This is a genomic window from Ruminococcus sp. AM42-11, assembly GCF_003480145.1.
GTDB classification, from domain to species: domain Bacteria; phylum Bacillota; class Clostridia; order Lachnospirales; family Lachnospiraceae; genus Blautia_A; species Blautia_A faecis.
Genome location: NZ_QUIO01000059.1, coordinates 1 through 18,768 on the forward strand (window position 1 = coordinate 1; position 18,768 = coordinate 18,768).

At 42.5% G+C, this 18,768-nt stretch carries 17 protein-coding genes, 2 pseudogenes and 1 riboswitch; of the genes and pseudogenes, 18 read left to right on the top strand and 1 reads right to left on the bottom strand.

From position 1 onward, the window contains the following. Positions 1 to 328: 328 nt before the first annotated feature. A complete protein-coding gene (locus tag DW904_RS20705) occupies positions 329 to 925 on the bottom strand; it encodes a cytidylate kinase-like family protein (RefSeq protein WP_118584037.1) in 597 nt (198 codons plus the stop codon). Between the two features lie 318 nt (positions 926 to 1,243). Between DW904_RS20705 and DW904_RS20710 the strand changes: the two are divergent. The 18 genes and pseudogenes from DW904_RS20710 to DW904_RS20790 all read left to right on the top strand — a co-directional run bounded on the left by DW904_RS20710 (position 1,244) and on the right by DW904_RS20790 (position 18,603). Next, positions 1,244 to 2,061: pseudogene (locus DW904_RS20710) on the top strand (FAD binding domain-containing protein). After that, the gene (locus DW904_RS20715) at positions 2,051 to 2,536 is read left to right on the top strand and encodes a 2Fe-2S iron-sulfur cluster-binding protein (RefSeq protein WP_118584038.1); all 486 of its coding nucleotides are present in this window, start codon (positions 2,051 to 2,053) and stop codon (positions 2,534 to 2,536) included. Before DW904_RS20710 ends, DW904_RS20715 begins: the two are co-directional and overlap by 11 nt. Continuing rightward, complete coding sequence (locus DW904_RS20720; protein WP_118584039.1) at positions 2,533 to 4,821, top strand: molybdopterin cofactor-binding domain-containing protein; 2,289 nt, start codon at positions 2,533 to 2,535, stop codon at positions 4,819 to 4,821. Before DW904_RS20715 ends, DW904_RS20720 begins: the two co-directional genes overlap by 4 nt. A 3-nt stretch (positions 4,822 to 4,824) precedes the next feature. Then, complete coding sequence (locus DW904_RS20725) at positions 4,825 to 5,880, top strand: DUF6077 domain-containing protein (protein WP_118584040.1); 1,056 nt, start codon at positions 4,825 to 4,827, stop codon at positions 5,878 to 5,880. Positions 5,881 to 5,891: 11 nt separating this feature from the next. Further along, positions 5,892 to 6,668, top strand: a complete 777-nt coding sequence (locus tag DW904_RS20730) for a hypothetical protein (protein ID WP_118584041.1) — start codon at positions 5,892 to 5,894, stop codon at positions 6,666 to 6,668. A gap of 61 nt (positions 6,669 to 6,729) precedes the next feature. After that, a riboswitch (Lysine riboswitch) is annotated at positions 6,730 to 6,948 on the top strand. Between the two features lie 158 nt (positions 6,949 to 7,106). Next, the gene (locus DW904_RS20735; protein ID WP_118584042.1) at positions 7,107 to 8,729 is read left to right on the top strand and encodes a Na+/H+ antiporter NhaC family protein; all 1,623 of its coding nucleotides are present in this window, start codon (positions 7,107 to 7,109) and stop codon (positions 8,727 to 8,729) included. A 316-nt stretch (positions 8,730 to 9,045) separates the two neighbouring features. Further along, positions 9,046 to 9,699, top strand: a pseudogene (locus DW904_RS20740) (pseudouridine synthase); the annotation flags it as partial. A gap of 259 nt (positions 9,700 to 9,958) precedes the next feature. After that, positions 9,959 to 11,914, top strand: coding sequence for an NAD-dependent DNA ligase LigA (gene ligA, locus DW904_RS20745; RefSeq protein WP_118584043.1), 1,956 nt, complete (start codon positions 9,959 to 9,961; stop codon positions 11,912 to 11,914). Positions 11,915 to 12,105: 191 nt separating this feature from the next. Then, positions 12,106 to 13,047 (top strand): homoserine O-succinyltransferase, encoded by a 942-nt coding sequence (metA, locus tag DW904_RS20750; protein WP_118584044.1) that lies wholly within the window; start codon positions 12,106 to 12,108, stop codon positions 13,045 to 13,047. Positions 13,048 to 13,482: 435 nt separating this feature from the next. After that, the gene (locus tag DW904_RS23120) at positions 13,483 to 13,656 is read left to right on the top strand and encodes a hypothetical protein (protein ID WP_173719018.1); all 174 of its coding nucleotides are present in this window, start codon (positions 13,483 to 13,485) and stop codon (positions 13,654 to 13,656) included. Then, positions 13,632 to 14,195: a hypothetical protein gene (locus DW904_RS20755; RefSeq protein WP_118584045.1), complete on the top strand. Its 564-nt coding sequence runs from the start codon at positions 13,632 to 13,634 to the stop codon at positions 14,193 to 14,195. Before DW904_RS23120 ends, DW904_RS20755 begins: the two co-directional genes overlap by 25 nt. 114 nt (positions 14,196 to 14,309) lie before the next feature. Continuing rightward, positions 14,310 to 15,257 carry a ParM/StbA family protein gene (locus tag DW904_RS20760; RefSeq protein ID WP_118584046.1) on the top strand — a complete coding sequence of 316 codons (948 nt, stop codon included), beginning with the start codon at positions 14,310 to 14,312 and terminating at the stop codon, positions 15,255 to 15,257. Further along, entirely contained in the window at positions 15,254 to 15,601 is a 348-nt protein-coding gene (locus DW904_RS20765) for a hypothetical protein (RefSeq protein ID WP_118584047.1), read from the top strand. The genes DW904_RS20760 and DW904_RS20765 overlap by 4 nt, the downstream gene beginning before the upstream one ends. A gap of 20 nt (positions 15,602 to 15,621) precedes the next feature. Next, a complete protein-coding gene (locus tag DW904_RS20770; protein ID WP_187564854.1) occupies positions 15,622 to 16,014 on the top strand; it encodes a hypothetical protein in 393 nt (130 codons plus the stop codon). A gap of 392 nt (positions 16,015 to 16,406) precedes the next feature. Further along, on the top strand, positions 16,407 to 16,838 hold the full coding sequence (locus DW904_RS20775; RefSeq protein ID WP_118584049.1) for a sigma factor-like helix-turn-helix DNA-binding protein: 432 nt from the start codon (positions 16,407 to 16,409) through the stop codon (positions 16,836 to 16,838). Between the two features lie 2 nt (positions 16,839 to 16,840). Beyond that, the gene (locus DW904_RS20780) at positions 16,841 to 17,023 is read left to right on the top strand and encodes a helix-turn-helix domain-containing protein (protein ID WP_118584050.1); all 183 of its coding nucleotides are present in this window, start codon (positions 16,841 to 16,843) and stop codon (positions 17,021 to 17,023) included. A 275-nt stretch (positions 17,024 to 17,298) separates the two neighbouring features. Beyond that, positions 17,299 to 17,520 (top strand): hypothetical protein, encoded by a 222-nt coding sequence (locus DW904_RS20785; protein ID WP_118584052.1) that lies wholly within the window; start codon positions 17,299 to 17,301, stop codon positions 17,518 to 17,520. A gap of 54 nt (positions 17,521 to 17,574) precedes the next feature. Then, entirely contained in the window at positions 17,575 to 18,603 is a 1,029-nt protein-coding gene (locus tag DW904_RS20790) for a phosphoadenosine phosphosulfate reductase family protein (RefSeq protein WP_118584051.1), read from the top strand. The last annotated feature ends 165 nt before the right edge of the window (positions 18,604 to 18,768 follow it).

Here is an 18,768-nt window from a genome sequence, read left to right on the forward strand (position 1 = left end):
TGCGGGATACCAACTACTTCACCCCACCCGCGTTGTTGTCGTTACTGTTTCTTTCTTCCCTTTCCAGTAACCAGCGATTTTGCAATGTATATTCGCAAGCCGCGCATTTCAGGAGCGGTTTTAGTGGAGGCGAGATCCATGACTTACGGAGACTTAGGCGCGAAGGCTTTCCTGAGCGTCTTAGTCGTAGTTAGTCATTAGCTTGCCGGAACGTTGCGACGCGCGGCGGTGAATATACATTGTGAAATCGCGTCCGGGATAACGACCAACCAATTAAATAGTAAAAAATTACAGCCCCGCCAAAAACGGGGCTGTCTTTCTATACACTTTAGATCAACTTCTTCACCATCTCCACAATCTCTTCCTTCGTCACCCTGCTACTGTTAATACACAGATCATACTGCAGCATATCCAGCCAGTTAGTATCCGTAAAATACTCATAATAAGCCCGGCGTTCCTTATCCGTACGTTTCACTAGCTTCCTTACACTCTTTTCCTCCCGGCCGGTACGTGCCATCACCGTCTTCACACGGTCCTCAAACGGAGCATAGATAAACAGACTCAGATGCTTATCTTTATTATCCTGTAAGATATAATTGCCACATCGCCCAACGATCACGCAATTCTCTTTTTCGGCTGCCTCCAAAATGATCTTCTTCTGCAGATCGTAAAGCACATCATTCATGGGAACAAAATGGTACTCCGGATTCATCTGCAGCTCGTAATCCACCGGATACAGCCACTGGCTGGCTTTTTTCTCATCTACTCTGGCAAACTCATCGAAAGGAATATTCTTCTCCTTGCTGGCCATTTCGATCAGCTCCTTATCATAGAACTTAAATCCCAGTTCCTCCGCAAGAGCCTTTCCAATAATACGTCCGTTACTTCCAAACATACGATTGATTGTTATAACACGGTTACTCATAAACGGCGCCTCCTTTTGTGGTGGATTTGTAAATAATTTTGTTATAAAATAGTTTATGAAAACTATTTTCTGTTCTTTTTTGCATTATAACATAATTGTATGAAAATATCTATATAATTTGCATAAAATCAAAACAAAAAAATATTCTGAATATGTCATTTCGCTGGAAATTTGAACCCTTTCTTGTTATACTAAAAATAGCAATACGATTGCTGTTCACTGCATGTACAGATTGCAGAAAGCCTTTTTCAAACACGCTCTGGAAAAGCGTATTTGGAAAACGATGAACAGTGATACAATATGAGAAAGGAATTGAACATGCTCAAAATAAAAAATTATGTGAAAGCAGAATCTCTGGAACAGGCTTATGAGCTGAACCAGAAGCGGACTGCCTGTGTGCTTGGCGGCATGGTGTGGCTGAAAATGGGTAACCGTGTTGTAACCACAGCCATTGATCTTTCCGGGCTTGGTCTGGATACCATCACAGAAACAGAAAGTGAATTTGTGATTGGCTGTATGACCCCATTGCGGGACCTGGAACTTCATCAGGGACTTCATACATATACGAAAGGTGCCATAAGAGAAAGCCTGCGCCATATTGTAGGCGTACAGTTCCGCAACTGCGCCACTGTAGGCGGAAGTATCTGGGGACGCTTCGGCTTTTCTGATGTACTCACCATGTTTCTGGCACTTGATACAGAGGTGGAACTTTTTAAAGGCGGCAGAGTCTGTCTTTCTGATTTTGTGAAAATGCCAAAAGACAGAGATATTCTGGTACGCATTATCATAAAGAAACTCCGTTGCAGGTTGCCTATTTAAGCCTGCGTAATACCAAGACCGATTTCCCGGTACTGGCATGCTGTATCAGGCTGTCTGAGAATGGTGTGAGAGCAGTTTACGGCGCCCGTCCGGCGAAGGCATTTCTTCTGGAAGACGAAGAAGGTCTCCTTGCAGGCATGGAAACCATGTCTTCGGAAGAGAAGAAGACAGCGGTTCAGAAATTTGCAGACTATGCAGCCCGGAAGGTTCCTACCTTTGGAAACATGCGAGGCAGCGCAGAGTACAGAACCCTTCTTGTGAAGGTTCTCACAAGAAGAGCATTAGAAGCAGTGGGAGGTATGACAGATGAAAATTAATTTCTGGCTGAATGGAGCCAAAAAGGAAGCGGAAATCAGTCCTGACACCATGCTTCTGGAGTTTCTTCGAAGCCTTGGCTGCTACAGTGTAAAAAGAGGCTGTGAAACTGCAAACTGCGGTCTTTGCACCGTTTTGGTAAATGACAAGCCAATGCTGTCCTGCAGTGTCCTTGCCGCCCGTATTGACGGCAAAAAGGTCACCACCATGGAGGGACTTCAGGCAGAAGCTGAAGAATTTGGAACTTTTCTTGCCAATGAAGGCGCAGAGCAGTGCGGATTCTGTAATCCGGGATTTATCATGAATGTACTTGCGATGACAAAAGAACTGGAAAATCCAACCGAAGAAGAGATTAAGGAATATCTGGCAGGCAATCTTTGCCGCTGCTCCGGTTTTGTTGGACAGACCAGAAGTATCCTGAAATATCTGGAATATAAGAAAAACGGAAATATCCAGGAGAAGGAGGTGCAGGCATGAGCTATGTAAATAAGTCTTTGCAGAAAAAGGATGCCATGGCTCTGGTGACCGGAAAGCCAGTCTACACAGACGACCTGGCACCAAAGGACTGCCTGATCATCAAGATCTTAAGGAGTCCCTATGCCAATGCCTGGGTGGAAGAGATCAAGACGGACACAGCCATGAAGGTAGAAGGAATGGCACTGATCCTTACCTGGAAAGATGTTCCAAAGAGACGTTTCGCCTCTGCCGGACAGACCTATCCGGAGTTCAGTCCTTATGACAGAATGATCCTGGATCAGCATCTTCGTTTCGTAGGGGATGCAGTGGCAATTGTGGCAGGAGAAACAGAAGCAGCTGTAGACCTTGCCATGAAGCGCATTAAAGTGAAATACCGCGTGGAAACACCGGTTCTTGATATGCATACAGCTAAGGATAATCCGGTTCTGGTCCACCCGGAAGAGGACTGGGAATCCAAGTTCCCGGTTGGTGCAGATAACAAGCGGAACCTTGCAGCAAAAGGCCATGAGGAAATGGGAGATATTGACAAGGTTTTGTCAGAATGCAAATATACAGTAGATGAAGTTTATCACACAAAGGCTGATCAGCAGTGTATGATGGAGACCTTCCGCACATATTGTACCAAGGATTATTTCGGCAGGCTGAATGTGGTTTCCTCCACACAGGTACCGTTCCACCTTCGCCGAATCCTTGGAAATGCCCTTGGAATCCCATCCTCCAGGATCCGCGTGATCAAGCCTCGTATTGGCGGCGGCTTTGGAGCCAAGCAGACAGAGGTCTGTGAAATTTATCCGGCAATTGTTACCTGGATGACAGGACGTCCATCCAAAATCGTTTACAGCCGTTATGAATCTTTAATCTGCGCTTCTCCCCGTCATGAGATGGAAGTACACGTAAAAGTTGGTGCAGATGAGAACGGAATCGTAAAAGGAATTAAAGTAGAGGCGCTTTCCAATGCTGGTGCATACGGAGATCACAGTCCTACAACCATCGGACTTACAGGTCATAAGGCAATTGCCCTGTACCGGAATCTGGAAGCCTATGCTTTTGACTATGAGGTTGTTTACACCAACGTGCAGGCATCCGGTGCATATCGTGGATATGGTGCCACACAGGGAATTTATGCAGTGGAATCCGCTGTTAATGAGCTGGCCCATAAGATGAATATGGATCCTGCAAGGATCCGTGAGTTGAATATGCCAATTGAAGGCGAGCCAATGTATGACTATGATGGAAACCTGACTCATACAGCAAGCTGTACGATGGATCGCTGCCTTGCCCGGGCCAAGGAGATGATCGGCTGGGATGAGAAATATCCATGCCGTGATATGGGAAATGGAAAAGTCCGCGGCGTAGGTCTTGCCATGGCGATGCAGGGCTCCTCTATTGCCAATGTAGACGTGGGAGGCGCAACCCTGAAGCTGAATGAGGACGCATCCTATACACTTTCCCTTGGATGTGCAGATATGGGTACGGGCTGTGATACCATTCTTTCTCAGATGGCAGCCGACTGTCTGGAAACAGAATTTGAGAATATTGTTGCATTTGGTGTGGATACGGATGTTTCTCCATATGACTCCGGTTCTTATGCATCTGCCACTACTTACGCTACAGGCAATGCAGTTATTAACGCCTGCAATGAGCTGAAAAAGAGGATTATCCGGCTGGGTGCTGAAATGCTGGGTGTAAGTCCTGAGGAAGCAGACTTTGATGGAAAGAAAGTCTACGCAGGGGAAAAAGAGGTCAGTCTTCAGGAGATTGCTTATAAGGGAACCTGCGGAAATACCCTGGAAATGCAGGTGACTGCCTCCTATTCTTCCCAGATTTCTCCGCCGCCTTATATGGTTGGGGCAGCAGAGGTGGAAGTAGACAAAGAGACAGGAAATATTGACCTGATCGATTATGTGGCAGTTGTAGACTGCGGAACTCCTATTAATCCCAATCTTGCCCGTGTGCAGACTGAGGGAGGAGTTGCCCAGGGAATCGGTATGGCACTTATGGAGAATGTGCAGTATTCCAAAGAAGGTAAGATTCGTGAGAATTCTTTCATGCAGTACAAGATCCCAAGCCGTGAGGATATTGGAAATATCCGGGTTGAGTTTGAGAGCAGCTATGAAAAGAGCGGTCCTTTTGGTGCCAAGTCCATCGGTGAGCTGGTAATCGATACCCCTTGTCCTGCAATTGCAGATGCGGTTTACAATGCTTCCGGTGTCCGGGTAAGAGAGCTGCCGATCACATCGGAGAAGATTGCCATGGGAATTCTGAAAAAAGAACTGGAGAAATAATATATGGGATTTATTTTTAAGGGGATACTGGCAGTGATCTGGCTGCTGGTAGTTCCCTGCCTGGCAGGGGGATTCTATTTCCGCAGAGAAAAAAGAACCTGCGGTGAATATCTTCTGGCCGGTTATACACTGCTGTTTGCCATTACAGAGCTGCTTTCTCTTACCATGATTTTTACCAAACAGCCGCTTCATGTGCTGACCATTACATATGGCGTGGTGGCTGGTGTACTGGCATTTCTGGGTGCCCGGAGTCTTTATAAGAAGAGGCAGAAGGAAACCGGTGAAGGCGCTGGCACATATTGCGGCAGAAGGACAGAAGCGACTGGAATTTCCCCGGAGCTTGTGGTGGCAGGAATTCTGATTCTGTTCCAGCTTGTCGTTGTGGTGCTTTATGCCCATATGGATGAAGATGATGCTTTTTATGTAGGAACAGCCACTACCGCGGTGGAAACCGATTCTCTTTATGCATATAACCCCTACACCGGAGCCGCTTACAATGTATTGCCAAGCCGTTACATTCTTTCTCCGTTTCCTGCATTTCTTGCCGTGACCAGCCGGTTATGCGGAGGACTTCATCCAGCCATTGTGGCACATACTGTTTTTCCGGCGGTATTTGTTTTTCTGGCATATGTGGTGCTTTTTCAGTACAGCCGCATATTCTTCAAGGGAAAGGCTGGAGAACAGGGGATTTTTATGATCCTTTGTGCCGTGATCCTGTGGTTTTGCGGATATTCGGTATACAATTCAGAAATTTTTACAATGGGCAGGATCTGGCAGGGAAAAGCTGTGCTGGCAGGGGTATTTTTACCATTTTTATTTCTGCTCTGTATGGAGATTTTTATGCAGGAAAAACCGGAATATCCATGGAGCCTGGCTTTTCTGGCAAATGGAGCCTGCTGTCTGTTTTCCTCAATGGGAATCATGCTTGCCCCTCTTCTGATGGGAGTATTTGCTCTGCTTAGTCTGGTGAAATTCAGAGACGGAAGAAGATTCTTAAAGAGTGTAGTCTGCTGTCTGCCATCCCTGATACTTGGCGTGGTATACATTCTGGTATTTTAGGAGGTGGAGAGATGAAACGAGCACTTTTGGCTTCACTGGATGCCTGGCAGAAATACTGGGGGAACGGATTTTATGTCTATTTACTGCTGGCTGCATGTTTGTATTTCCTGGTATTCGGAAGAAAAAAAGAACGATCCAGAATTTTATCCGGCTATATTGTAGTTTTTCTTGCTGTGTTTTTCTGTCCGGTGACTGCTTATATTATACAGAAATGTATAGGACGGTCGGTTTACTGGAGAGTATTATGGATTCTTCCGGCAGTGCCGCTTATAGCTTATGCAGGAACCTGCCTGGTAAAAAGGGCGGGAGCTTCCAGACCACGGCAGTACATACTTCTGATTTTTATTGCGGCAGTGCTGGCTTTTTGCGGAACTGGCCTGAATAGAGATGGTTTTTACAAAAAGGTTCAGAATGTACAGAAGATTCCTGATGAGGTAGTAAGCATCTGCAATCTGATCAATGAACAGAAGGAAGAAAATGAAGAGATTTACCTGGCAACGGATGACAAAATAGCTTCCTACGTGAGAGTTTATGATCCATCTATCAAAATGCCTTACGGAAGAGGCGGTAAAGGAGCCTCTGGAAAAAAAGCTGCAAGATGGCTCCATAAACAGCTTGTGGCAGAAGTACCGGTGATCAAAAAGGTAGTAAAAAATGCAAAAAGACTGAAATGCAATTACCTGGTTTTCCCTGTTCCAAGCAAAAAGAAGCAGCTGTATATGGAAACAAAAGGGTTCTTACTGATCGGTCAGGTAAATGAGTACGGTATTTTCAAATATTGTGAATAAAAGGGTTGCATTTACAGGAAAAAGCTGATACATTTAGTTTGTGAATAAACTGAATACGGGAAGTTATGATAGAGGCGCAGGCTTCATCAGTAATTTCAGCTGCAGAGACTGGTTGTGTGCAGAGTATGGGCATATGCAGATACAGGCTCTGGGTCGTATGGCAGACTGGCTGGAATGAAAGGGGAGACTGCCGAAGGATTTTTTCTCAGCCAGGAGAGAAGTTCTGGGCTGACGCAGAATATGCGGCAGACTGTCACTGTTGTGGAGCGCTATCTAAGGTATAGATCCTGTGAAGAATAAATGCCATGAATGTGTCCCCATAATGGGAGTGCATTCATGGCTTTTTGCGTTAAAGAAGAGGAGGCTTTTAAGAAAACGCTCTGACCGGTTTGTGACTGGTCATCTGATATTCAGGAAAAAAGAGGGAGGAAATCGATAATGAAGTACAATTGTAAAAAATTATCTGTTCTTTTTGCAGCTGTTATGATGTTTGTCCTGGCATGTCCAGTGACTGTTCTGGCAGCGGCAGAAGAGGAGGCTGACACACCTGCTGTGTACGCTACTTTCTGGTCATTGATACCGCCAGTTGTGGCAATCGTTCTGGCATTGATTACAAAAGAGGTTTACAGTTCCTTGTTTCTTGGAATTTTAGTTGGAGCACTTCTGTACTCTGGCGGTAATTTTGAGGGAACGGTTAACCATATTTTTTCAGGCGGAATGATCAGTGTGTTATCATCCGGCAGTAACGTAGGTATTCTGGTGTTCCTGGTAATTCTTGGAACTATGGTCTGCCTGATGAACCGGGCTGGAGGCTCAGCCGCTTTTGGACGCTGGGCAGGCAAACACATCAAGACAAGAGTTGGGGCAGAGCTGGCAACCATTTTGCTTGGAGTGTTGATTTTTATTGATGATTATTTCAACTGTCTGACGGTAGGCAGTGTTATGAGACCGATCACAGATCAGCACAATGTATCACGCGCGAAGCTGGCATACCTGATCGATGCCACAGCTGCGCCGGTATGTATCATTGCACCAATCTCATCCTGGGCAGCTGCTGTCAGCGGTTTTGTTCCGGGAGAGGATGGAATGTCCGTGTTTGTAAGAGCTATTCCCTATAACTATTATGCACTTCTTACGATTGTAATGATGGTATCCATGGTTTTGATGAAAGAAGAGTTTGGTGCTATGGGTGTGCATGAGTCCAATGCGTTAAAAGGGGATCTGTTTACCACAGCAGCCCGTCCTTATGCTTCAGGAGAAGGTGATGGACCGGTGAATCCAAGAGGAAAGGTTATGGATCTTCTGATCCCTATCATCTCTTTGGTTATCTGCTGTGTAATCGGTATGATCTATACTGGAGGATTTTTCAGCGGTACAGATTTTGTAACTGCTTTTTCCCAGAGTGATGCTTCTGTCGGACTGGTGCTTGGAAGCTTTTTCGGTCTGGTGATTACCATTCTTCTTTATATGGTGCGCAGAGTGCTGTCCTTCCGCGATTGTATGGCATGCATTCCGGAGGGCTTTAAGTCCATGGTACCGGCAATCCTGATCCTCACTTTTGCATGGACCTTAAAGAGTATGACGGACAGTCTGGGAGCTGCTGAGTTTGTTGCGGAAATGGTGAAGTCTTCTGCAGAAGGACTGGTAAATATGCTTCCGGCTATTATATTCCTGGTAGCCTGCTTCCTGGCATTTGCTACTGGTACTTCATGGGGAACCTTCGGTATTCTGATCCCGATTGTTGTTCATGTATTTGAAAACACACCGGGAGACTTGATGATTATTTCCATCTCTGCCTGTATGGCTGGTGCTGTTTGCGGTGACCATTGTTCTCCGATTTCGGATACGACGATTATGGCCTCCGCGGGAGCTCAGTGTGATCATGTAAATCATGTGTCAACCCAGTTGCCTTATGCCATTGTGGCAGCAGTGGTATCCTTTGTAACTTACATTTTCGCCGGCTTTATCCAGAGCCCGTTGTGCCTGATCATCGGTGTAGCACTGATGATGGGAGCTATGTGTGTTGTGAAAATGAAGTTCTCAGATCTGAAAACGGAATAAAGAGGTTTTTCTTATTGGAAAAATAAGAAAAGAATGTGGAAGCCGGGATGGATTTTCCTGTGTAATGCCTGCGGCAGTGTGGAAGAATTTACAGTGTCTGCAGAGTGTTGACGAGGAAATTGTCCTGGCTTTTTTGCATGCTTCTATCTTCTTTATTGGCTGCTTAATATTCGCTTTGGAGCGTGTGTGGAGAAGGTTTTTTGCAAGATGTGCATTACACTTTGCGGGAAAGCTTTTTTTTATGTGTTCTGGAGCTTTTGGAGCTTGGGGCAAGGTTTGCCTTGCATATGCCCGGGAAAAACTATATAATGGAAAAATGGACGAAAAAATCAGAATCAACAAATACTTAAGCGAAGCGGGATTCTGTTCAAGACGTGAGGCTGACAGCCTGATCCGGAACGGACGGGTGACTGTGGAAGGTCATAAGGCAGAACCGGGAGAAAGGATTACAGCAGATACAGTTGTATTTGTGGATGGTAAGCCTGTGAAAAAAGTAGAAGAAAAAGTTCTACTTTTATTTCACAAGCCGCGAGGTGTGGTGTGCAGCACAAAAAAACAGCGCCAGGAGACTACAGTTACGGAGTATCTGAATTATCCGGTTCGAATTTATCCCATAGGACGTCTTGATAAGGAATCCGAAGGGCTTTTGCTTTTAACAAACCAGGGAGACCTGGTAAATAAGATCATGCGTGCGGGAAACTACCATGAGAAAGAATATCTGGTGACTGTGAATAAACCAGTTGATGGTGATTTTGTGAAAAAAATGTCATCTGGAATTCCTATTCTGGATACCATTACCCGTCCGTGTTTTGTGGAAAAAACAGGGAGAAATTCTTTTCGGATTATTCTCACCCAGGGATTGAACCGGCAGATCCGCCGAATGTGTGAATATCTGGGATATCAGGTGCTTAGTCTGAAGCGCGTACGAATCATGGAACTGACAATAGATGGCCTGAAAGAGGGCGGGTACAGAGAAGCTACCCAGGAGGAGTGGAAGAAGCTGGAACGTGGAATTGCAGATTCCTCCCAGCTTCCCGCAGCCAGAAGGCAGGACAGTGTGCCTGTATTTTCCAAAAAACAGGGAAGAGACAGCATTCCCTTTTCTTCAATTCCAGAAGAAAAAAGGCAAAATAAGCCAGCTGCTTCCCGCACTATTTCAGAAAAACGGCAGTCTATCTCACAGAGGAAATCTGCTTGCAGTAATTACAACAGTAAAACAGGAGGACATCATGGAAAATTCTCTACAGCGAATGAAAGAACTGGTAGAAAAGCTGGATCAGGCCGCGAAGGCATATTACCAGGAAGACAGGGAAATCATGAGCAATCAGGAGTACGACAGCCTGTACGACCAGCTGGAGCAGCTGGAAAAAGAAACCGGCACTGTACTCACAAATAGTCCTACTGTCCGTGTAGGATACGAGGCAGTCAATGAACTTCCGAAGGAAGAACATCCAAGCCCCATGCTATCCCTTGATAAGACAAAAGACAGGGAAGTGCTCCGTGGATTTATAGGAAATCACAAATGCCTTTTATCCTGGAAGCTGGACGGTCTGACCATTGTTCTTACTTATGAGAACGGTGAGCTTGAGAAAGCAGTAACAAGGGGGAATGGAATTGTAGGTGAGGTTATTACTAACAATGCCAGGGTGTTTAAGAATATCCCTCTTCGCATCCCTTATAAAGGTCAGCTGGTGCTTCGGGGTGAGGCGATTATCACTTATTCTGAGTTCGAGCGGATCAACGAGACTATAGGCGATGCAGATGCTAAATATAAGAACCCGCGGAATCTTTGCAGTGGTTCTGTGCGTCAGCTGAATAACGAGATCACGGCGAAACGAAATGTGCGTTTTTATGCCTTTGCTCTGGTAAGTGCCCAGGATGTGGATTTTTCCAATTCCAGGGAGCAGCAGTTTATCTGGCTGAAGAAACAGGGCTTTGAGGTGGTGGAGTATAAGGTGGTTACCTCTGAAAGTCTGGATGAAGCCATGGATTATTTTTCCAAGGCAATTGTAAACAACGATTTTCCATCAGACGGACTGGTTGTGACCTACGATGACATCGCCTATGGGGAGTCTCTGGGAAGTACTGCGAAATTTCCGCGAAACTCCTTTGCTTTTAAATGGGCGGATGAAATGCGGGAAACCAGGCTGGTGGATATGGAATGGAGTCCGTCAAGAACCGGACTGATTAATCCGGTTGCAATTTTTGAACCAGTGGAGCTGGAAGGTACTACAGTAAGCCGTGCCAGCGTGCACAATATCAGTATTGTGAAGGAATTGCAGCTTGGAATTGGAGATACCATTAAGGTGTATAAAGCCAATATGATCATTCCCCAGATTGCGGAGAATCTTACAAGAAGCGGCAATCTGGTAATTCCGGATAAATGTCCGGTGTGCGGCCGGGAGGCGCGTATCCGCAAGGAAAACGATGTGGAGACATTATACTGCATGAATCCGGACTGTGTTGCCAAGAAGATTAAGTCCTTCAGCCTTTTTACCAGCCGTGATGCCATGAATATTGACGGACTTTCAGAGGCAACTCTGGAGAAGTTTATTGCAATGGGATTTATTCATAATTTTGGTGATATTTTTGAAATTGGAAAATATAAAGATCAGATTGTAGAAATGGAAGGATTTGGTCAGAAGTCCTTTGATAATCTGATGGTGAGTCTGGAGAAAGCGAAAGAAACTACTCTTGCCAAGGTGATCTACAGTCTTGGGATTACAGGTATCGGTCTTGCAAATGCCAAGGTGATCTGTAAATATTTTGACGATGATATAGAGAAAATCCGCTATGCGGAGGAAGAAGAGATCAGCTCGATTGAAGGAATCGGTCCGGTAATCGCCGGAAGTCTGGCTGATTATTTTAAGAGCGCAGAGAACAATCGGAAGCTGGATCATCTGCTCAGTCATCTTCATCTGGTTCATGAGGAGACTTCTGCGGAACAGGTTTTTGCAGGGAAAACCTTTGTTATTACAGGCAGTGTAGAGCATTTTTCCAACCGTTCTGAGGCAAAGGAATTTATCGAAACCCGCGGCGGTAAGGTGACCGGTTCTGTGACAAAGAAAACAGACTATCTGATCAATAATGATAAAACATCGGCTTCTTCCAAGAACAAGAAGGCACAGGAACTGGGAATCCCGATTTTGTCGGAGGAGGATTTCCTGGAGCTGGCGGGGATTTAAAAGAAAATTTGGGTTTTCTGTGAACTTTGTTCACAAAAAACACCTCGCGGAACGTTACCAGTGAACTGTATTGAATATATCTTTACAGAAGAGAAGAGTGGAAGGGCACAACATTTTTCATAACTTGTTTGTGTCTTGAACGAAGCGAAAGGAATGACAAAAAGTATGTATAATAGTAGGAGGAAATTGCAATGCCAATTAAAATACAAAGTGATCTCCCGGTAAAGGAGATTCTGGAAAAAGAAAACCTGTTTGTTATGGACGAAAACCGTGCTATGCACCAGGATATCCGTCCGATTTATATTCTGATCTTAAATTTAATGCCACTGAAAGAGGAAACCGAGCTTCAGCTTCTTCGCTCCCTTTCCAATACTCCTCTGCAGGTTGACGTAAGCTTTATGGCAGTGGAGTCCCATCAGGCGAAAAACACTTCCAGGAGTCATCTGAACAAATTTTATCAGACTTTTTCTGAACTGAAAGATAAGAAGTTTGATGGAATGATCATTACAGGAGCACCGGTAGAGCAGATGGAGTTTGAAGAGGTTGATTACTGGGAGGAAGTTACCCAGATCATGGACTGGTCAGAGACCCATGTGACATCCACTATTTTCCTGTGCTGGGCTGCTCAGGCTGCGCTCTACCATTTTTATGGACTGAAGAAACGTAAGCTGGATAAAAAAATGTTTGGCCTTTTCTGGCACAAGGTAATGAACCGTAAAATTCCGCTGGTCAGAGGGTTCGATGATATATTTCTGGCACCGCATTCCCGACATACAGAAGTTCCTATTGAAGCTGTACACGCCTGCAAAGACCTTACTGTCCTTGCAGAATCCGACGAAGCAGGTCTTTTTCTTGCCATGGCAGAAGACGGCCGCAAGATTTTTGTAATGGGTCACCCGGAATACGACCGTGTCACCCTGGACGGCGAGTACAAACGCGATCTTGGCAAAGGGCTCCCTATTGAAATGCCTGAAAACTACTACCGCGACAACAACCCTGAAAACGGTCCGCTTCTGATGTGGAGAGCCCATGCCAACAACCTGTATACCAATTGGCTGAATTATTACGTCTACCAGAGCACCCCGTATGACCTGTACGGAACACCTGATTTTTCCAGTATTTCCAGGGGTTAAGAGAGTTGCGCATTTCACGTAAATTATTATAATTTCACGCTATTTATTACGAAAATGGAGTAAAAATGGAGTACTAGAGGTGTGAAAATGGGGTATCAAAATAAGAATGTAAAAGGTGTGTAAATGAATATTTTTTATAAATTTTGATGAATAAAAATACATGAATAAGTCCATGGGTTATTTGATAACTTATGGGCTTATTTTAGTGTTTGGGACAATTTTTAGCCCAGATATTATTGGGCTTTGTTTTTAGAAAAAGAGAAGATGCATTATTGGTGCGATTGTATTTCAATGTGGTTCTTATTTCAAATCAAAAAAATCTTAAAAAAATCGCATTTTTTTTCCATTTTTTTACACATTTCGACAAGTAATTCCATTATTTATAATAGGAGAGTATAGTACCACTCCATAAAATTAGAAACGGAGGAATCAAAAATGTGGCATTTTTGGCTTTTTTTCTGGATCCTGCTGGCAGTGGTAATTATACTCATGTATTGCTGCCTTGTTAGAGCTGGAAAAATGGACGACGAAATGGAGAAGGCGTTTAGAAAATTAAATGAAAAGAGAAAGGATGAGACAGAGCTGTGGCAAGGGGAAGATCAGGAGTAATTTCAAAGGAATATAAGGGGGAAGAAAATACTGCCTATCATGACGTTATTAAATTATTCAAAATTTATCGGGCTGTAAACTGGCAGATGCAAATTAAAATTAATCAGGTTAAACGTCGATTCCATATGGAGTATGGTACAGACGTGGATGAATTCTTAGAAAGCATTTATCAAGCGGGAATGGACGTGGAAAGAGATTTGGCATCTGAGAAAGAGCGTGTAGAGGCCATCAACCGATCAAACCAATATTTGCGTTTAATTGATGAAGCCGTTGATCTTATGCGAAGGTACCATCCGCAGGGGGAGCGGTATTATTGGGTACTTTATTACAGTTATTTATCGTCAACAAAACCAGAGAACATTGATGAAATCCTGGACAAGCTGGAACTACATTTTCCGCAATATGCAAGAGTTCACAGGACTACATATTTTCGTTGGCGTGAACAGGCTTTTGAAGCTGTAGGAAGCATATTATGGGGCTATGAGGGAGAAAGTGAACGTGTACTGAAGCTGGTTTGTGAAGATTACGTAGAAAAATAATTATTTCCAAAATCCTATTGACACAGATTTTCCAAAATCTCTATAGTGAAATTGCAAGGACGCAAAAAAGGCGTATAGCAATACTATATTTGGATTTTGAAAGGAGAAATACATATGATTATTTCAGTGGATACCGGTAACAAACACATGAAAACAGAGAACTGTGAGTTCAATTCCGGGGTGGAAATTTTGGATACACTGCCAGGAGAGTTGGAAGAGGTGATTGAGTACGAAGGAAAATATTATATGACAACGAATAGAAGAATCTCGTATATGGAAGATAAGACCGCAGATGATCGGTATTATATTCTGACATTATTTGCCATTGCAAAAGAATTATCTTACCGCGAAAAAAATGAAGGTTTGCTTCCGCAAAATTTACAGGAGATTGAGCTTCTGGTAGGACTGCCGCCTGCGCATTATGGGAAACAGCGAAAAAAATTCAGGGAGTATTTTTATCGGAATGGGGCAGTAGTTGAATTTTGCTATAAAGGCATTTCATACCGAATTGTTTTCAAAGAAGTAAAAGTTTATATACAGGCATATGCCGCATATTGTCTTCTTGCTGTGAAGAAACAGTTATCGGTAATACCAAAAATTTTATTAATCGATATTGGTGGCTTTACCGTAGATTATATGGTTTTAAGATTTGGACAGCTGGAAATGGAGTATGTCGATTCATTAGAAAATGGTGTCATTCGGTTATATAACAGTATTAAAGCTGCGATAAGACAAAAATACAGTATTCTCTTGGATGAAGAGGATATTGACAATATTATATTGGAAAGAGGTGGTTGCTATAAACCAGAGTTAAAAGAACGTGTACGTGAGGTTGCTATCGGATATGTGACAGAATTACTTGGAAAGTTTCGTGAGCTTGGAATTGATTTCAATACGACACAGACAGTATTTCTTGGAGGAGGTTCTATTTTATTGGCAGATTTCATCCAAATTGTATGGAAACGATTCGGTGTAGAATACAATATTATCAATGATACAAAAGCAAATGCAAAAGGGTATCGCTTACAGTATCTGGTTGAGAATAAGGAGGAACGGAAATGAGTAAAAAAAATGAGTACCGTTTCAATCTCCGTTTTGATGAAACCGATGAAGATCATCGGAAAGTCTGCCAGTTTTTGAATGATTACTGTGGTAGCAGGAAAAAAGCCAGATATATTGTTAAAGCAGTACTGGCCTATTGGACAATCGAAAATAAATCAATTGAACAGATAGCCCCAAAGCCGGTTTTTTCTGATCAGCCAAAGGAACAAAAAGTTCCTTTGGCACCAGAAGATAAGAATGAGGAGGATCATTTTGTAAGTATAGATGGAGAGTATGAAGCGAATGATGCGGAGGTTTCTTTAATGCTGAAGAATTATAAGCTGTTTGATAATTCTGAGGATTAGACAGGGAGGTGCAAAAAGTGATGGAACTTAAAATATTGGGGAGCATTTGTTTTCTGGAGGCAGTAGGGACTGTCGGAAACATTATGGGATATCATTTGGGAGCAGGAATCTGCCTGGCAGGAACAAGTTTGCTGACAGTATATACAGTTTATCTGGGAATGGAAAAAACACATAAGAAAATATGTCCGGAGTGTCAGTGTGAAATTCGGAAGTCGTATAGAATCTGTCCGGAATGTGGACACCTTTTTCAAGAAGGGTTGTCTGAAGAACAGCTAACAGATGTTATTGAAAAGGAAAAAGAAGACGATATGAGCTCCGAGCAGATTGATAGGGCATTTGAAAAAGTAGATACTCTTTCAATGGAAGAAGTCAAGGCCTATGATTCAGAACTGGATGATTTTCTAAGAAAATAGTATCTTTGGTGTTTGGTTAGGTTGTGGAAGAAATCAAGAATGTGTTAAATTGCATAAATTAATTATACAAAAATTGTGAAAATTCTATGAAGAAATGATGCCAAAAATTATTTGAATCGTATTATATATAGAATGTAAAAGAAAATATAATTCCTGGTTCCATGTAAATGTTTGCGGTTAACTCCATTGTGGCATGGATCGATCAGGCAGGAGGAACAGAAAATTCATAAAAAGCAGAAGGATACTCAACATTACCTGGTTTGTGCGGACTACTGGAAAGTTATTTCAGTAGTCTGTTTTGTTAATTGTAAAAGTGGTTGTTATTATGACAAATTGCAAAGAGCTCCGCCAACTGGAGAAGTTTTACAGGATTACAAATTAGGGGGGCAATAATGCCAAATAAAATGGATAAAGAACTAAAGAGAAAGTTTGGAGCGTATTTAAAAGTTTCAATATTGAACGCGAAAAAAGAATACCTGATAGAGCTGAATAAAATAATCAAAACAGAGACATCTTTGGATGAAGTTGATTCTATTGAGGATAAGGCAGCAGAACGCATGTTAGAGAATGTCTGTATTGATTATAAAATCAAAGATGGTGAAGAATTTCATGCGAGAGACGTATTAAATAGTATTGATGATCCCACGCTTTATTCTGCTATTTCTGCTTTAAATACCCTTCAGATTGAAATATTAGTATTGCGATGTATTGGAAAGAAAACTTTTCGTGAAATTGGGAAACTGGTAGGAAGAAGTGAGTTACAAGCTAAAAACATATATTTCAATACACTTACAAAACTAAGAAAAATCATAGGAGAAAAATAGATATGGGATTTAGGGAACTTCTTAATAGAGCAAAAACGATGGATGATACCGCGATGGTTCAGATAATAGAATTATATAATCCGCTATTATATAAATACGCAAACGTAAATAGTCAATTTGATCAAGATTTATATGAGGAGTTTGTATACCGTTTGATTATATGTGTTGTGAAGTTCCCATATTAAACCAATAAATATAATAATGCAATATATTGTATTATACAGTTGACAAAATAGCTATATATAGATATTATGAACATGTAATCATTTTTGTTCTGGATTCAGAAACAGATATTTTGTTCAGGCTTATGGCCTGGAGAAAAAATTTAACCAATCATATGTACAAATAAAAGCATAGAAAGACATTGATTTATTTGAAAAATGAATGTCTGTTCTGTGCTTTTTTTGTGCGCAAAAAGGAGGTGGCTTCGTTGAAGAATTTTCAGAAAGGAGGAGAACGAATGAAATTTAAGCCCACGGTAGTATTATATGGATCCGTGATGCAGCCATTGAAGGAAGGACAGAAAGCTCACTATTGTCAGAATGGATTATGGCGTTCAACAGGAAAAATTAGGCGAGTATTGGAGCAGAATGATGAGTATGTAAAGTTTGAGACAGATACAGTTTGCTACTGTATTAATTTCTATGAGGAGGGCACTGGTGTTGTAGCACTGGCTGCATAAGGACGAACCTACGGATATTTTTTTTAATATCCGTAGGTTAATGGAGCTGAATAAATGTACATTCTTCAGGATGAATTGAAATTAAATGAGTGGCAATTTAGTCAGCGGAAATACCTGCCCTATGAAATGAAAGTGAAGCTTGCGGAAACACGGATTCAAGAATGGTATGAAAACTGGTATGGAGATGTGTACCTTAGTTACTCTGGGGGCCTGGATAGTACGGCACTGCTGTATATGATACGAATGGTATTAGGAGATGAGATACCGGCTGTATTTTCTAACACAGGACTGGAATTTCCAGAAATTGTACGGCACGCACGTAGGGCAAGCGGTAACTTTGTGGAGATTTATCCCAGGTGGAAGTCTGGAAAACGAGCTTATTTTTCGGAAGTTGTGGATAAATATGGTTTCCCGATTGCTTCAAAGGAAACGGCAAGCAAAGTCAGTAAACTTCGTCATGGTAACCTAAGTGATCGCTATCGTAATTACCTTTTATATGGGGATGAACGTGGGAAATTTGGTATGTTGCCTAAAAAATGGCGTTTCCTTGTTTGCATGCAGTGCGATATAAGTCCAAAGTGTTGTGATATCCTTAAGAAGGAACCTTTTACCAGATATGTAAAAGAGACTGGAAGAAAGCCGTACATTGGAATTACACAGGATGAAAGTTTTCGAAGAGAACATCAGTATTCGAAAACAGGATGCAATGTATATAGTGGAGCTCTTATAAAAAGTCAGCCTTTGGGTTCTTGGACGAGGGCTGATGTACTACGATACATTGTTGAAAAAGATATTGAAATCAGTTCGGTATATGGGGATATCCTACAGGATGAATTTGGACAGTACTATACGACTGGTGAACAAAGAACCGGATGTATGTTCTGCGGATTTGGCGCACACTTAGAGGCTGAACCAAACCGTTTTCAAAGAATGCTTGTAACGCATCCTAAACATTATAAGATCTGTATGAATTTGACTAATAATGGAGTTCGGTATGAAGAAGCGTTGAATGCGTGCGGAATACCAACAAAAACATGGGAGCAGGCAGGACAATTAAGCCTTGATTTAAAAAATGCTGCTTAGAATGAAATCGAGGGGCTGTCCTGAAAACGTAGTTCAGCGATAACCTATAAACAAGCATTCTAAATAAGCTCGCCTTTTGGCGGGCTTATTTCCTTCTCTTAATTATACAGTTAAAGAGATTCATTTCGGCTGAATCATTACATTTACCCCTAACTTTTCTAATGT

Coding starts and splice junctions, on each gene's coding strand:
- DW904_RS20705 (WP_118584037.1), bottom strand. CDS start 925: ATGAGTAACCGTGTTATAACAATCAATCGTATGTTTGGAAGTAACGGA.
- DW904_RS20715 (WP_118584038.1), top strand. CDS start 2,051: ATGAAAATTAATTTCTGGCTGAATGGAGCCAAAAAGGAAGCGGAAATC.
- DW904_RS20720 (WP_118584039.1), top strand. CDS start 2,533: ATGAGCTATGTAAATAAGTCTTTGCAGAAAAAGGATGCCATGGCTCTG.
- DW904_RS20725 (WP_118584040.1), top strand. CDS start 4,825: ATGGGATTTATTTTTAAGGGGATACTGGCAGTGATCTGGCTGCTGGTA.
- DW904_RS20730 (WP_118584041.1), top strand. CDS start 5,892: ATGAAACGAGCACTTTTGGCTTCACTGGATGCCTGGCAGAAATACTGG.
- DW904_RS20735 (WP_118584042.1), top strand. CDS start 7,107: ATGAAGTACAATTGTAAAAAATTATCTGTTCTTTTTGCAGCTGTTATG.
- ligA (WP_118584043.1), top strand. CDS start 9,959: ATGGAAAATTCTCTACAGCGAATGAAAGAACTGGTAGAAAAGCTGGAT.
- metA (WP_118584044.1), top strand. CDS start 12,106: ATGCCAATTAAAATACAAAGTGATCTCCCGGTAAAGGAGATTCTGGAA.
- DW904_RS23120 (WP_173719018.1), top strand. CDS start 13,483: ATGTGGCATTTTTGGCTTTTTTTCTGGATCCTGCTGGCAGTGGTAATT.
- DW904_RS20760 (WP_118584046.1), top strand. CDS start 14,310: ATGATTATTTCAGTGGATACCGGTAACAAACACATGAAAACAGAGAAC.
- DW904_RS20765 (WP_118584047.1), top strand. CDS start 15,254: ATGAGTAAAAAAAATGAGTACCGTTTCAATCTCCGTTTTGATGAAACC.
- DW904_RS20770 (WP_187564854.1), top strand. CDS start 15,622: ATGGAACTTAAAATATTGGGGAGCATTTGTTTTCTGGAGGCAGTAGGG.
- DW904_RS20775 (WP_118584049.1), top strand. CDS start 16,407: ATGCCAAATAAAATGGATAAAGAACTAAAGAGAAAGTTTGGAGCGTAT.
- DW904_RS20780 (WP_118584050.1), top strand. CDS start 16,841: ATGGGATTTAGGGAACTTCTTAATAGAGCAAAAACGATGGATGATACC.
- DW904_RS20785 (WP_118584052.1), top strand. CDS start 17,299: ATGAAATTTAAGCCCACGGTAGTATTATATGGATCCGTGATGCAGCCA.
- DW904_RS20790 (WP_118584051.1), top strand. CDS start 17,575: ATGTACATTCTTCAGGATGAATTGAAATTAAATGAGTGGCAATTTAGT.